The following is a 12,950-nucleotide window of genomic DNA, read 5'->3' on the forward strand; positions in this document are numbered from 1 at the left end:
CCCATGTCCATCCAGTGGTTTCCCGGTCACATGACGTCCGCCCGCAAGAAGGCGGCGGAGAGCATGGAGCGCATCGATGTGGTCATCGAGGTGCTCGACGCCCGCCTGCCCGAAGCGAGCAGCAATCCGATGATCCGCGAACTGCGCCTGCATCGCCAGCGGCCGTGCCTGAAGATCCTCAACAAGGCCGACCTCGCCGATCCGGCGGTGACCGCCCAGTGGATCGCTCACTACAACGCCCAGAAGGGCGTCAATGCGGTGGCGCTGTCGTGCAAGAAGCCCAGCGATGTGGCCAAGGTGGTTGGCCTGTGCCGGCCGCTGGCGCCGCACCGTAACGACCGCCTGAAGCCGCTGCGCATGATGATCATGGGCATCCCCAACGTGGGCAAGTCGACGCTGATGAACGCGCTGCTGAAGAAGCGCGTCGCCAAGGTCGGCGACGAGCCGGCGGTGACCAAGAGCCAGCAGATCCTCGACCTGTCGCCGACGGCGACCCTCATCGACACGCCGGGCATGATGTGGCCGAAGATCGCCTACGATTCAGACGGCTTTATGCTGGCCGCCAGCCATGCGATCGGCCGTAACGCGGTGATCGATGAAGAGGTTGCGAATTTCCTCGGCGACCTGCTGCTGGCCCGCTACCCGGCCCTGGTGGCCAAGCGTTACGGGGTGGCCGTTGACGGTCTGGATGGCCCGGCGCTGGTGGAGGCGATCGCCCAACGCCGCGGTTGCCGCCTGAAGGGTGGCGGGCTGGATATCGAAAAGGCTTCGCTGATCCTGCTGCAGGACTATCGCGACGGCGCCCTCGGCCGCGTCAGCCTGGAGTCGCCGACGACCCGCGCGGCGATGCTGGAGGCCCACGCCGCCATGCTGGCCGCAGCAGCGGCCGCCAAGGAAGACGAGCGGGACCCGGACGCCGACGAGTAGGCGGAAAGGGCGGGATTCGAACCCACGATCAGCGAGACGAATCCGGCCCGACTCAAACCCGCAGCAGCATCGTCTTCAGGGGCGGATTGCCGTCCGCGCTCGGGAAGTCCTCGTCCGGCGTGATCCACTCCATTTCCCGCACCTCGCGTCCCGCCTTGCGGGCGCTGCGCACAAGCTGGTCGGCCCAGGCATCGCGGTCCACCTGGGCGACGTTGTTGCAGCACACCAGCGCGCCGCCCTCGGCCGTACACAGCAGGGCCGGCTTGAGCAGGGCCGGATAGTCGTTGACCAGGTCCACCACGCCGAAGGCGCTCTTGGCGTAGCGGGGCGGGTCGAGGAAGACCAGGTCGAAGCTGTGTTTCTCCAGTTCCGGGAAAGGCGGCATGCGCTTGCCGCGCACCACCTTCGGCTGGCCGATGCCGGACAGCTGGCGCATCGCCGCGAAGGCGTCGCTCTTCACGAAGCGCAGGCGGATCGGCAATTCGTTGAGGCGTGCGTTGGCCTTGCCGACGGACAGGCTGGATTCGGCGAAGTCCACGTTCACCACGTGGCGCGCGCCGGCCTTGGCGGCGGCGACACCGACGCCACAGGTGTAGGCGAACACGTTGAGCACCGACTTGCCGGCAGCTTCGGCCATCACCTTGCGGCGCGCGGCGCGCAGGTCGAGGAACAGCCACGGGTCCTGCCCGGCGTGGCGGGCCTGCACGTTGTACCTGACCCCCAGTTCGGTGAATTCGCGCAGGGCTTCGGCCTTGGCCAGCTGGGCGGGCGGCAGCGGATTGCTGACGCGCGAGTTGGAGTGGCTGCGGTCGTTGTAGATCAGGTCGAGGCCCGGGCAGGCTTCGGCGTAGAAGGCCGTGACGGCTTCTTCTTCGGCCAGGCTCAGCGGGCTGTGGAAGCTCTGTACGAGGAGCAGGTCGCCGTAGCGGTCCACGGTAAGGCCGGGACGGCCTTCGACGGTGCCATGGAAGAGCCGGTAGGCGTTGGTCTGTTCGGTTTCCAGGCGGGTGATCAGTTCATGGCGGGCGGTGAAGGCCTGCGCCAGGGCAGGGACGAGGGCGGCGGAGCGTTCTGGCATGGTGACGAATCGACTAAGTGGTGTTGTTTTATGGCTTTCCAGGAAACCTCGGGTCGCCCCTGGTTTCCTTGCCCCAGCTAGGGGTTGACCGGGCGTCGCCCGGCCCCGGGGCCGTTAGAGGCCGAAGAATTCGCGGATCTTCTTGCCCAGGGCAGCGACTTCCGAGCCCCGGTTGGCACTTTGGCCGGTTTTGTCCTCAGCATACCCCCTTTCAAGGGCCTGGAAATGGCTGAGGCGTTCTTCAAGAATGGACGACATGCCTTCGGCAAGCTCGGGCCGGCCGCGGATGATGTGCTCGAAGCCGGCCTTGTCGAGGCGGTAGGCTTCGATGTCGGTGGCGGCGATCACCGTGGCACGGCGGGGGGCGCCGGTCATCAGGCCGAGTTCGCCGAACACGCTGCCAGGCCCGCGCTTTTCAAGCAGGCGCGGGGGGCTGCCGTCGGAGGGTTGCCACCAGGCCTCGGCTTCGCCGCTGACGATGATGTACAGCCAGTGGGCGATGGCGCCCTGGCGGGTCATGATGTCACCGCGGGCGAAGGGCGCATTGACGAGGCGGCTGGCCATTTCCAGCTGCTCTGCCTCGGATAGGCGCGAGAACAGGTCGATCTGGGCGATGGCCTGCTGGCGACGATTCAGTTCGCGGGCGCGGACCTCTTCCCGGTGGGCTTCGCCTTCGGCGACCAGATGGATTGTCTGGTCGCTGACTGCCAGGCGCAGGCCTTCCCGCTGCAGGGCGGCGAGGATGTGGTGGCGGACTTCCGAGTCGGTGGCTTCGTCGGGGCCAGGGTCCAGCAGCCAGTAGCGCACCGCGTAATGGGCGTAGCCCGGACCGAAGTTGAGCAGCAGGCATTGGGGGGCCGGGGTGGCGCTGACGTTGGGGATGCGGGCGGTGGAGATGTCCTGCAGCACGGTGCTCGTCACGCGGCCCGGCGGCACCGACAGATCCACGTCGAAGCCGATGCTGCGCCGTTGCAGCGGCAGGGTCTGGCGTTTGTTGCAGATCAGCGCGTAACGGTTCTTCATCAGGTGGCTGTTGGGCACCAGCACCCGTTCGCCGCTGCGGCAGATGATCGCGGTGTAGCGCCACTGGATGTCGCTGACGCGGCCGGCGAGGTCGTCCATCTGGATCCAGTCGCCGATCTCAAGCGAGTTGTCCATCTGCAGGGCCAGCCCGCCGAGCAGGTTGCCGAGGGTTTCCTGCATCGAGATGGCGACCACTGCGGTGAGGACTGCGGAGGTGGTGAGCAGGTGGGACAGCTGCATACCGGCCAGGTTGAGGCGCAGGAAGGCCCAGGCCACGTAGCCGATGATGACCAGGATGTCGCCGAGGATGCCGGAGATGCGGATGCCGACCCGCGGCAGCACTACGTCGAACAGGGCCAGGCCCAGGTAGCGGATCACCGCCAGCCCTTCGCCGAACACCGCCATCTGGCGCAGCCAGTGCAGCGCGGCGGGTTCCATGTGGCCTTCCAGGCTGCCGGCCAGCAGGTCGCCGAGCAGGCAGGCGGTGAAGAACACGCCGGTATTGACGAGGGAGCGCCGCCAACTGCGCAGCGGACCGAAGATCAGCGCACCGCTGACGATCATCAGCAGGATCGCAAAGGGGGCCTCCGGGCTCAGCAGGGGAATGTGCATGGTCTCGGGATGCCGCGTCGGCGCGGCATCGTGATCGGTGGGGCAATGGGAGCCGGCCCCGCGCCTCTCGCGAGGGGCGGGGCCGGTGGCGTTCGGTGGGGCCTTAGAGTGCGGCGCGCAGGCGGGCTGCCATCTCGTCGAGCTCTGTGCGGCTCGGTGAGGTGGCTGGCCATACGCCGGGCAGCTTGTCACCGGTCGTGCGGGGTAGCACGTGGAGGTGGAAGTGGAAGACTGTTTGTCCGCCGGCCACCTCGTTGGCCTGGAACAGGGACACGCCTTCGCAGCCGGCGGCTTCCCGCACTGCCTTGGCAACCCGCGTGGTGGTGCGGAACACCGCTTCGGCGAGCTCGTCCTCCAGGGTGTAGATGTTCTCCCGGTGGGGCTTGGCGATGACCAGCGTATGGCCGGGGTTGCCGGCCATGATGTTCAGGAAGGCGAGGGTGTGCTCATCCTCGTACACCTTCGATGCGGGCAACTCGCCGCGCACGATGCGGCAGAAAACGCAGTCGTCCATGAAGTCTCTCTCCTCGTGATGTGTTCTTGTCGTGCTGTACGCTCAGTCGTCGGCTCTGTCGGCCAGTGCCCTGCGCAGGTTGTAGTCGTTTTGCCAGCTTTTGCGCAAGGGGTCGGAGTGGGCGTAGTGGCGGCTTTCTTCCGGGCTCTGGGCGTGGAAGGTCTCGACGGTGCGCTGCAGCAGGTGGTGGTGCGGCAGCATCGTACCGAAGAACAGCACGTCGTCGGCGCGCTGGATCAGCACGGTGGGGAAATTCTCGACATCGTAGTCGTCGAGCAGGTCGGCTTCGTCTTCCACGTCGAGCCACAGGAAGCGGGCGTTCGGGAAGTGTTCGGCCAGGGCTTCGAAGCCGGCGCGGTAGTCGCGGCAGGTGCCGCACCAGGCGGCGCACAGGCAGGCGACGAGGAATTCGGGCGTGTCGGTCGGGGTCGTCATGGGTCTGTCTTGTCCGGAGGGGCGGGGGCGGGCGCCGCCGGGGCGCTTTCCAGGGCGATCCACTTCAGCCACTGGCCGCAGGCGTTGCGCGGGCCGCGGCGGCTGGTGCCATGCCAGGGGCCTTCCTGGCAGGGGCCGCGGTCGTTGTCCTCATCGTATTCGACGGTGTCGGGCTCGGCACCGGGTCGCCGTTCGCCGCCCCATCGGTTGCAGCTGAGGCAGCGGCGACGTTCTGCAGACTGAATGGCCAAGGCGAAGTTCCGCGCCGCTCAGTCGTCCAGCGTCGTCGAGGAGAGCAGGGTGCCATCCTCGGCGTAGTCCATCAGCGTGGTTTCCTCGTCGATCACCTGCACCACCTTGGCCTGTTGCAGGGCGCCGCTCGGATAGTAGCTGTAGTGGTGGGCGGATTCGATCTCGCCATAGACGACTTTTTCGCAAGTCGTCATACGGTCGGCCGCGTCGTAGTAGGCGCGGTAGAAGGTAATGCGGTTGCGCAGGTCCGCCTCTTCCAACGGCGAGGTGAGGTTCAGCGGCAGGCTGACGCCGCTGTAGGTGACGAAGTGGCGGACGGTGCTGGCGGTTTCGGTGCTCATGGCGTCATAAGGCGGGTGTGGGTGGCGACCCGCCATTATGACGCGCTGCCGCATCAATGGGTGGCCGCGGCGTCCTTGCGCAGGGCATAGCGGTTGGCCAGCAGCGAGCACACGAAGAGCTGGATCTGGTGGTAGAACATGATCGGCAGCACGATCAAGCCGATCGCCGGGTTTGCACCGAACAGCAGCTTGGCCATCGGCACGCCGGAGGCGAGGGTCTTCTTCGAGCCGCAGAACACCGTGGTGATTTCGTCCTCCACCTTGAAGCCGAAGCGCCGCGACAGCCAGGTGGTCAGCACCAGCACCAGGGCCAGCACCAGGGCGGCGCCGAGCATCGCGGTGAGCAGGGTGCCGATGCCGTTGTTGCGCCACAGGCCGGAAGCCACCGAGTCGCAGAAGGCCGAGTACACCAGCATCAGGATCACCCAGCGGTCGAGCAGGGTGGTCAGCTTCTTGTGGCGCTGGTGCCAGGCGTGCAGCAGCGGGCGCGCCAGTTGGCCGAGCACGAGGGGCAGCAGCAGCAGCTTGGCGATGCTCAGCACGGTTTCAAGGAAGGGCAGGCCCTGGCCGTCCACGTGGGTGAACAGGGTCACCAGCAGCGGCGTCAGCACGATGCCCAGCACGCTCGACAGGGTCGCGTTGAAGATCGCCGCCGGCACGTTGCCGCGGGCCAGGCCGGTCATCGCCACCGACGACGAAATGGTGGACGGCAGCGCGCACAGGTAGCAGAAGCCCAGCGCCAGGTCGCGCGGCAGCCACTGGCCGACCAGCGCGTCGGCGATGAACCACACCAGCGGGAAGACCGCGAAGGTCATGCTCTGCACCACCGCGTGGATGCGCCAGTTCATGATGCCCTGGCGCAGGCTGGCGAAGGACAGGCCTAGCCCGTGCAGGAAGAACACGATGGCGATGCCGATGTCGGTGAGTACGTCGCCGTGCAGCACGCCGCCGCTGCGGCCCAGGTCGGGCAGCAGGCTGGCAAGGACGACCGCGCCGAGCATGCCGATGAGGAACCATTCCTTGTGCAGCCACTTGCGCAGTTGCTGGATGCCGCTTGCGGTGTTGGGGTTGGAGGGCACGTTGGGCTCCATCTCGTTATGGGTATGGTGGTGCACTCTAAGCCGTGGCAGGCTGTCTTTCTAACGACAGATCGACAACGAATAGCGATTAACGGACAAAACACCATGATCGCCCCAAACAAGCGCAGCGTGCCGAGCATGGCGAGCCTGCCGCGCCCGCTCTACAACCGTCACGAGACTCTGGCTCCCGGTTCGTGGACCGAGGAGCACAGCCATCCCTGGTGCCAGCTGTCCTACGCCAGCAGCGGCGTGCTCGGGGTGCGTACGGCGGCCGGTGACTATGTGGCGCCGCCACGTTTCGCGGTGTGGATTCCGCCGGACCTGCCGCACCAGGTGGTCAATCGCCGTCGCACCGAGATGCGCAGCCTGTACGTCACGCCGGCCGCGGCGGTGGCCCTGCCGGCGGAGTGTTGCGTGCTGGAGATGAGTCCGCTGGTGCGGGAGCTGATCCGGCGCATCGGCGAGCTGCCGGTGGAGTACGACGAGGCCGGCCCGGCGGGGAGGCTGGTGGCAGTGCTGCTGGACGAACTGGCCGGTCTGCCGCGCGCCGGCTTCGGCCTGCCGCTGCCGAAGGACCGACGCCTCGGCGTGATCTGCGCGGCGCTGCAGGAGCAGCCCGATGACACGCGCAGCCTGGCCCAGTGGGCTGTTGAGGCAGGGGCGTCGGAGCGCACGCTGGCACGCCTGTTCGTCAAGGAGACCGGGCTGGGCTTCGGTGAATGGCGGCAGCGCCTGCGCCTGCTGCTGTCCCTCGACGCGCTGGAGGCCGGCGACAGCGTGACCGACGTGGCGCTGGCCCATGGCTACGAATCCACGTCGGCCTTCATCGCCGCTTTCCGCGGCATGTTCGGCGTGACGCCCGGCGAACTGCGCGGTCGGGCCGCGTTATAAGCGCCCCCAGGGCCGGGCTGCGCCCAGCTGGCCCCCCGAGGGGGCAAGGAAACCTGGGGCGGCCCGACGTTTCCTTGCGAGCGGTACGCGCTCTATTGCGCGGTAGCGGCCTCGGGTTCCGCCGGGGTATTCATCTGGCGCAGCGTGGCCACCAGATCGGTGAAGCGTTCGCCCTGCACCACCACGTGGCTGCGCAGCAGTTCGGCGGCCTGGTCGCCGTCGCCGGCGACGATTGCCTCAACGATGCCCGCATGTTCCGAGAAGGAGGACTGCATGCGGTTGCGCACCCGCAACTGCAGGCGCCGGTAGGGGCGCAGGCGGCGGTGCAGGGCGGTGGCCTGTTCAGCGAGGAAGCCGTTGTGGCTGGCTTCGTAGATGCGCCGGTGGAAGACCTCGTTGAGCTGGTAATACAGATCCGGCTTGCCGGCGTCCCGCGCCTCTTCACAGGCCTGGTGAGCTTCCCGCAGGCGGGCCAGCTCCGCCGGCAGGATACGCCGCGCGGCCAGGCGGCCGCACATGGATTCCAGCTCGGCCATCACCTCGAACATCTCGCACAGGCGGTCGGCGCTCATCTCCGGCACCGTCGCGCCGCGGCGCGGACGGATATCCACCAGGCCGATCGACGCCAACTGGATCAGCGCCTCGCGGATCGGCGTGCGTGACACACCGAAGGCCGCGGCCAGTTCTTGCTCGTCCAGACGCATGCCCGGCGGGTAGACGCCGGTGACGATGCGTTCTTCGATTTCCTCGCCCAGTTGCTCCGAACGCCGGACCGGCGTGGGGTTGAGTGCATCCATGTTTTGGCTCCTTTCATTTGACTATACAAAGCCCTTGACTTTGTGTCCACGGAGATTAATCTTGTATACACAAACAAAACTTATGAATACATAAGCGGCGCTAGTGGATTCATGGGTCGAGTTGGAAGCTCGCCAAGAAGCTCAGGACAAACCCATCACCGTGGCCCCGCCACATTAGGAGGAAACGAAATGATCATTTACGGAACGGCCATCCTGGCCGCCTGCCATCTGCTCGGCGTCTATATAGGCGACCTGCTCGGCAGTCTCATCGGCGTCAAGGCCAACGTCGGCGGGGTTGGCATCGCGATGATGCTGCTCATCGCTGCGCGGGTTTATCTGCACAAGCGCGGCCTCATGCCCGACACCACCGAAGCCGGCGTCGGTTTCTGGGCCGCCATGTACATCCCGGTGGTGGTCGCCATGGCCGCCCAGCAGAACGTGGTGGCGGCCCTCAAGGGCGGCCCGGTGGCCGTCATCTCGGCTATCGGCGCGGTCGTCCTTTGCGCCTGCGTGATCGCCCTGATCAACCGTACCGGCCCGAAGAGCCAGGATGCCTCCTGGCAGACCGGCACCGTGGCCGAAGAGTCCTGAGCGAGGAGAGGAAGACACCATGGAAATGATTGAACACGCCCTGCGCGAAAACCCCCTGGTAGCGGCTTTCGCCTTCGTTGGCCTGATCATGTGGATCTCGGTCCACCTGTCCCGCAAGCTCACCTTCGGTCGCGTGCATGGCTCGGCCATCGCCATCGTGATCGGCCTGGCGCTGGCTTACTGGGGCGGCATCCAGACCGGCGGCAGCAAAGGCCTCGCCGACCTCAAGATCTTTACCGGTATCGGCCTGATGGGCGGCGCGATGATGCGCGACTTCGCGATCGTCGCCACGGCCTTCGAGGTGCATGTGGACGAAGCCAAGAAAGCCGGTCTGGTCGGCGTGATGGCCCTGCTGCTGGGCACCATCATTCCCTTCATCGTCGGCGCCAGCGTGGCCTGGTCGATGGGTTACACCGACGCGGTGGCGATGACCACCATCGGCGCCGGCGCGGTGACCTATATCGTCGGCCCGGTGACCGGCGCGGCGATTGGCGCCAGTTCCGACCTGATGGCCCTGGCCATCGCCACCGGCCTCATCAAGGCCATCATGGTGATGGTGTTCACGCCGGTCGCCGCCCGCTTCATGGGGCTCAACAACCCCCGCTCGGCGATGGTCTTCGGCGGCCTCGCCGGCACCGTCAGTGGCGTATCGGCGGGCCTTGCCGCCACCGACCGGCGCCTGGTGCCCTACGGTGCGCTGGTCGCCACCTTCCACACCGGCCTGGGCTGCCTGATGGGTCCGTCGGTCCTGTTCCTGGCCACCAAGGCCATCGTCGGCTGAGCCGGCTTCCCCAACCTGACACAACAGGAGATTCCATGAACGCTCCCCATCCTGCCGGAGCCTGGGACACCCGTCGCCGCGGCCGCCTGCAGCGCCTGGAACGGGCCGCCGCCCTTGGGCTGGCGCGCCGCGTCGAGGCGCCCCGCGTCGGCGAGCTGCTCGAAGCGGTGATCGAACCGGGTGACCGGGTCTGCCTCGAAGGCAACAACCAGAAGCAGGCCGACTTCCTCGCCGAGACCCTGGCCGACTGCAGTCCCGAACACCTGCACGACCTGCACATGGTGCAGTCGGTACTGGCCCTGCCCAGCCACGTGGACCTGTTCGAGCGCGGCATCGCCAGCAAGCTCGACTTCTCCTTCTCCGGCCCCCAGGGCGGCCGCTTGGCCCGCCTGGTGCAGGACCGTCAAATCGAGATCGGCGCTATCCACACCTACCTGGAACTGTTCGGCCGCTATTTCGTGGACCTGACCCCGAACGTGTGCCTGATCGCCGCCCACGCGGCGGACGCCGCCGGCAATTTGTATACCGGTCCCAACACCGAGGACACGCCGGCCATCGTCGAGGCCACGGCCTTCAAGGGCGGCATCGTGATCGCCCAGGTGAATGAGCTGGTGGACACGCTGCCGCGGGTGGACATCCCCGCCGACTGGGTGGACTTCTACGTCGTCGCGCCGCGCCCCAACTACATCGAGCCGCTGTTCACCCGCGACCCGGCGCAGATCACTGACGTGCAGGTGCTGATGGCGATGATGGCCCTGAAGGGCATCTACGCCGAGTACGGCGTCAAGCGCCTCAACCACGGCATCGGCTTCGACACCGCCGCCATCGAGCTGCTGCTGCCGACCTACGCCACCGAGCTGGGCCTGAAGGGCAAGATCTGCACCCACTGGGCGCTCAACCCGCACCCGACGCTGATCCCCGCCATCGAGTCCGGCTGCGTCGAGTCCATCCACAGCTTCGGCTCCGAAGTGGGTATGGAGAACTACATCGCGGCCCGCTCCGACGTGTTCTTCACCGGTGCCGACGGCAGCATGCGCTCCAACCGGGCCTTCAGCCAGACCGCCGGCCTCTACGCCTGCGACATGTTCATCGGCTCGACGCTGCAGATGGACCTGGCCGGCAACAGCTCGACCGCCACGCTGGGGCGCATCACCGGCTTCGGCGGCGCCCCCAACATGGGCTCCGATCCCCACGGCCGTCGCCACGCCTCGCCGGCCTGGCTGAAGGCCGGCCGCGAAGCCGGCGGGCCCAACGCGATCCGCGGCCGCAAGCTGGTGGTGCAGATGGTCGAGACCTTCCGCGAGCACATGGCGCCGGTCTTCGTCGAGGAGCTGGACGCCTGGAAGCTGCAGGAGAGCATGGGCATGGAGCTGCCGCCGATCATGATCTACGGCGACGACGTGACTCACATCGTGACCGAGGAGGGCATCGCCAACCTGCTGCTGTGCCGTACGCCGGAGGAGCGCGAGCAGGCGATCCGCGGCGTCGCCGGTTTCACGCCGGTGGGCATGGCCCGCGACCGTCAGATGGTCGAGCAGCTGCGCCAGCGTGGCGTGATCCGCCGCGCCGAAGACCTGGGTATCGATCCCCGCCGGGCCAACCGCGATCTGCTCGCGGCCCGTTCCATCAAAGACCTCGTGCGCTGGTCGGGCGGCCTCTACGCCCCGCCGGCCCGTTTCCGCAACTGGTGAGCCCCATGGAAAAACTCGAATTCCGTTTCCCCGCCCAGCCCGCCACGCCGGCGGCCGGCGCGGCCCTGTGCGGCGTGGTCGGCTCCGGCAACCTGGAGATCCTGATCCGTCCGGGCGACGACGCCGACGCCTGTGTGGTGTCGGTGAAGACCTCGGCCCGCGGCTTCGGCCGCATCTGGGAGGCCGTCATCGCTGAGTTCGCCGCCCGCCATGCGGCCGGCGGTACCCGCATCGCCATCAACGACATGGGCGCGACCCCGGCGGTCGTCAGCCTGCGCCTGGGCCAGGCCCTCGGCGAATACACCGGAGGTGTCCAATGAACGCGCCCGTGGTTAACAAGCTGGTACTGCGCCGCAGCTACTTCGAGGCCAGCGCCCGCGCCCGCGTGGCTGCGGTACTGGATGCCGGCAGCTTCCATGAATTCCTGCCGCCGGAGGCGTCCGAGCCCAGCCCGCACCTGGCGGTGCTGGACATCCCCGGCGCCTTCGACGACGGCGTGATCGTCGGCGCGGCGACCCTCGGCTGTCGGCCGGTATTGGTGATCGCCCAGGAAGGGCAGTTCATGGGCGGCGCGGTGGGCGAGATACACGGCGCCAAGATCGTCGGCCTGCTGCGTCGCGCGGTGCAGCAGAAGCCGGCGGCGGTGATCTTCATGGCGGATTCCGGCGGCGTGCGCCTGCACGAAGCCAACGCCGGACTGATCTCCATCTCCGAGATCATGCGTGCGGTGCTCGACACGCGGGCGGCCGGTGTGCCGGTCATCGCGCTGGTTGGCGGTAGCTGCGGTGCCTTCGGCGGCATGGGCATCGTGTCGCGCCTGTGCTCGGCGATCGTGATGTCCGAGGAGGGGCGGCTGGCCCTGTCCGGCCCGGAGGTCATCGAGACCGTCGCCGGCGTCGAGGAGTTCGACTCCAAGGACCGCGCGCTGGTGTGGCGCGTCACCGGCGGCAAGCACCGCTACCTGACCGGCGACTGTGTCGAACTGGTGGAGGACGACGCGGCCAGCTTCCGTGACGGCGCCATCGCGCTGCTCGCCCGCTGGCAGGAGCCGGCACCGGCGAGCAGCACGCTGCGCGCCGAGCAAACGCGCCTGACCGAGCGCCGCCAGCGCTTCGCCGGCCTGCGCGACGGCCTCGACGTGTGGCAGGCCCTCGGCGTTGCCGAACCCCGACAGATTCCGATGATGGACCGGGACAGCCTGGTCGCCCTGAAGAAAGGATTGCCGGCATGAGCCTCCAGCACATTCTCGACGGCCTCTTCCCGGCCGGACACGACGTCAGCGTCCATGGTCAGCTCGTTGCCGGCTTCGCCGAGACGGCGCTTGGCACGGTGGCGGTGCTCGGCACCACCGACGCGGCGGCCATCGGCCACGACATCGCCCTCGGTCTGGCCGGACGGGTGCTCGACGTGGTGGACCAGCATCCCGGCCGGCCCATCGTCTTCCTCGTCGACACCAAGGGCCAGGCCCTGTCCCGCGCCGAGGAGCTGCTGTGCCTCAACGGCAGCCTGGCCCACCTGGCCCGCTGCGTGGACCTGGCCCGCCGCCAGAGGCATGCGAGTCTCGCGCTGGTCACCGGCGAAGCGGTCAGCGGCGGCTTCCTGTCCTTCGGCCTGATGGCGGACAAGACTTATGCGCTGGCCGACGCCCAGGTGCGCGTGATGGACCTGAAGGCGATGGCGCGGGTCACCAAGATCCCCCACGAACGCCTGCAGGAACTCGCCGCCGCGTCGCCGACCTTCGCACCAGGTGTGGAGAACTACCTGCGCATGGGCGCCATCGAGGCGATCTGGGATGCGCCTTCCGCCACGCAGCTGGAGGCCGCGCTGGCCGGCCAGCAGGCCGCCGGGCCGGCCGTCGATGAGCGGATGGCGCGCGGAGCGGAGCGGGGCGGTCGCCGCCTTGCCGCAGCCACGGCGGCGGCCGTGGTGTCGGCCTGA

The 12,950-nt window shown here is 67.8% G+C and carries 16 protein-coding genes; 8 read left to right on the forward strand and 8 right to left on the reverse strand.

Annotation, left to right across the window (positions count from 1 at the left end):
• Positions 1-3 precede the first annotated feature (3 nt).
• On the forward strand, positions 4-927 hold the full coding sequence (ylqF, locus tag AC1PPK_RS11255; protein WP_481117902.1) for a ribosome biogenesis GTPase YlqF: 924 nt from the start codon (positions 4-6) through the stop codon (positions 925-927).
• A 52-nt stretch (positions 928-979) separates the two neighbouring features.
• Here ylqF and AC1PPK_RS11260 read toward each other — a convergent pair whose 3' ends face one another.
• The 7 genes from AC1PPK_RS11260 to AC1PPK_RS11290 all read right to left on the reverse strand — a co-directional run bounded on the left by AC1PPK_RS11260 (position 980) and on the right by AC1PPK_RS11290 (position 6,261).
• A complete protein-coding gene (locus AC1PPK_RS11260) occupies positions 980-2,005 on the reverse strand; it encodes a class I SAM-dependent rRNA methyltransferase (protein ID WP_481117903.1) in 1,026 nt (341 codons plus the stop codon).
• Between the two features lie 114 nt (positions 2,006-2,119).
• Positions 2,120-3,640: a cyclic nucleotide-binding domain-containing protein gene (locus AC1PPK_RS11265; protein ID WP_481117904.1), complete on the reverse strand. Its 1,521-nt coding sequence runs from the start codon at positions 3,638-3,640 to the stop codon at positions 2,120-2,122.
• Positions 3,641-3,743: 103 nt separating this feature from the next.
• Positions 3,744-4,154: an HIT family protein gene (locus tag AC1PPK_RS11270; RefSeq protein WP_481117905.1), complete on the reverse strand. Its 411-nt coding sequence runs from the start codon at positions 4,152-4,154 to the stop codon at positions 3,744-3,746.
• A gap of 42 nt (positions 4,155-4,196) precedes the next feature.
• On the reverse strand, positions 4,197-4,589 hold the full coding sequence (locus tag AC1PPK_RS11275; RefSeq protein WP_481117906.1) for a thioredoxin family protein: 393 nt from the start codon (positions 4,587-4,589) through the stop codon (positions 4,197-4,199).
• Positions 4,586-4,840, reverse strand: coding sequence for a hypothetical protein (locus AC1PPK_RS11280; RefSeq protein WP_481117907.1), 255 nt, complete (start codon positions 4,838-4,840; stop codon positions 4,586-4,588). The genes AC1PPK_RS11275 and AC1PPK_RS11280 overlap by 4 nt, the downstream gene beginning before the upstream one ends.
• 18 nt (positions 4,841-4,858) lie before the next feature.
• The gene (locus AC1PPK_RS11285) at positions 4,859-5,182 is read right to left on the reverse strand and encodes a DUF6156 family protein (protein ID WP_481117908.1); all 324 of its coding nucleotides are present in this window, start codon (positions 5,180-5,182) and stop codon (positions 4,859-4,861) included.
• 53 nt (positions 5,183-5,235) lie between these two features.
• Positions 5,236-6,261 (reverse strand): bile acid:sodium symporter family protein, encoded by a 1,026-nt coding sequence (locus tag AC1PPK_RS11290; protein WP_481117909.1) that lies wholly within the window; start codon positions 6,259-6,261, stop codon positions 5,236-5,238.
• Between the two features lie 105 nt (positions 6,262-6,366).
• Here AC1PPK_RS11290 and AC1PPK_RS11295 point away from each other — a divergent pair, with 105 nt between their 5' ends.
• Positions 6,367-7,152, forward strand: a complete 786-nt coding sequence (locus AC1PPK_RS11295; RefSeq protein ID WP_481117910.1) for an AraC family transcriptional regulator — start codon at positions 6,367-6,369, stop codon at positions 7,150-7,152.
• Positions 7,153-7,244: 92 nt separating this feature from the next.
• Here the strand turns inward: AC1PPK_RS11295 and AC1PPK_RS11300 are convergent, their stop codons facing one another.
• Complete coding sequence (locus AC1PPK_RS11300; protein ID WP_481117911.1) at positions 7,245-7,949, reverse strand: GntR family transcriptional regulator; 705 nt, start codon at positions 7,947-7,949, stop codon at positions 7,245-7,247.
• A 189-nt stretch (positions 7,950-8,138) separates the two neighbouring features.
• On the opposite strand from AC1PPK_RS11300, the gene madL reads away from it, so the two are divergent.
• Genes madL through mdcE form a run of 6 tightly spaced genes read left to right on the forward strand, consistent with a single transcriptional unit; the run spans position 8,139 to position 12,950 of the window.
• Positions 8,139-8,540, forward strand: a complete 402-nt coding sequence (gene madL, locus AC1PPK_RS11305; RefSeq protein ID WP_481117912.1) for a malonate transporter subunit MadL — start codon at positions 8,139-8,141, stop codon at positions 8,538-8,540.
• A 19-nt stretch (positions 8,541-8,559) separates the two neighbouring features.
• Positions 8,560-9,321, forward strand: coding sequence for a malonate transporter subunit MadM (gene madM / locus AC1PPK_RS11310; RefSeq protein WP_481117913.1), 762 nt, complete (start codon positions 8,560-8,562; stop codon positions 9,319-9,321).
• Positions 9,322-9,356: 35 nt separating this feature from the next.
• A complete protein-coding gene (mdcA, locus tag AC1PPK_RS11315) occupies positions 9,357-11,012 on the forward strand; it encodes a malonate decarboxylase subunit alpha (protein WP_481117914.1) in 1,656 nt (551 codons plus the stop codon).
• Between the two features lie 5 nt (positions 11,013-11,017).
• Positions 11,018-11,332, forward strand: coding sequence for a malonate decarboxylase acyl carrier protein (gene mdcC / locus AC1PPK_RS11320; RefSeq protein ID WP_481117915.1), 315 nt, complete (start codon positions 11,018-11,020; stop codon positions 11,330-11,332).
• Positions 11,329-12,243, forward strand: coding sequence for a biotin-independent malonate decarboxylase subunit beta (locus AC1PPK_RS11325; RefSeq protein WP_481117916.1), 915 nt, complete (start codon positions 11,329-11,331; stop codon positions 12,241-12,243). The genes mdcC and AC1PPK_RS11325 overlap by 4 nt, the downstream gene beginning before the upstream one ends.
• Complete coding sequence (gene mdcE, locus AC1PPK_RS11330; RefSeq protein ID WP_481117917.1) at positions 12,240-12,950, forward strand: biotin-independent malonate decarboxylase subunit gamma; 711 nt, start codon at positions 12,240-12,242, stop codon at positions 12,948-12,950. Before AC1PPK_RS11325 ends, mdcE begins: the two co-directional genes overlap by 4 nt.

The organism is Zoogloea sp. JDB1 (assembly GCF_056724025.1).

Bases quoted from the DNA above. Each gene is read 5' to 3' on its own strand.
- madM (WP_481117913.1), top strand. From the start codon at position 8,560: ATGGAAATGATTGAACACGCCCTGCGCGAAAACCCCCTGGTAGCGGCT.
- madL (WP_481117912.1), top strand. From the start codon at position 8,139: ATGATCATTTACGGAACGGCCATCCTGGCCGCCTGCCATCTGCTCGGC.
- mdcA (WP_481117914.1), top strand. From the start codon at position 9,357: ATGAACGCTCCCCATCCTGCCGGAGCCTGGGACACCCGTCGCCGCGGC.
- AC1PPK_RS11295 (WP_481117910.1), top strand. From the start codon at position 6,367: ATGATCGCCCCAAACAAGCGCAGCGTGCCGAGCATGGCGAGCCTGCCG.
- AC1PPK_RS11300 (WP_481117911.1), bottom strand. From the start codon at position 7,949: ATGGATGCACTCAACCCCACGCCGGTCCGGCGTTCGGAGCAACTGGGC.
- mdcC (WP_481117915.1), top strand. From the start codon at position 11,018: ATGGAAAAACTCGAATTCCGTTTCCCCGCCCAGCCCGCCACGCCGGCG.
- ylqF (WP_481117902.1), top strand. From the start codon at position 4: ATGTCCATCCAGTGGTTTCCCGGTCACATGACGTCCGCCCGCAAGAAG.
- AC1PPK_RS11285 (WP_481117908.1), bottom strand. From the start codon at position 5,182: ATGAGCACCGAAACCGCCAGCACCGTCCGCCACTTCGTCACCTACAGC.
- AC1PPK_RS11275 (WP_481117906.1), bottom strand. From the start codon at position 4,589: ATGACGACCCCGACCGACACGCCCGAATTCCTCGTCGCCTGCCTGTGC.
- mdcE (WP_481117917.1), top strand. From the start codon at position 12,240: ATGAGCCTCCAGCACATTCTCGACGGCCTCTTCCCGGCCGGACACGAC.
- AC1PPK_RS11270 (WP_481117905.1), bottom strand. From the start codon at position 4,154: ATGGACGACTGCGTTTTCTGCCGCATCGTGCGCGGCGAGTTGCCCGCA.
- AC1PPK_RS11325 (WP_481117916.1), top strand. From the start codon at position 11,329: ATGAACGCGCCCGTGGTTAACAAGCTGGTACTGCGCCGCAGCTACTTC.
- AC1PPK_RS11265 (WP_481117904.1), bottom strand. From the start codon at position 3,640: ATGCACATTCCCCTGCTGAGCCCGGAGGCCCCCTTTGCGATCCTGCTG.
- AC1PPK_RS11260 (WP_481117903.1), bottom strand. From the start codon at position 2,005: ATGCCAGAACGCTCCGCCGCCCTCGTCCCTGCCCTGGCGCAGGCCTTC.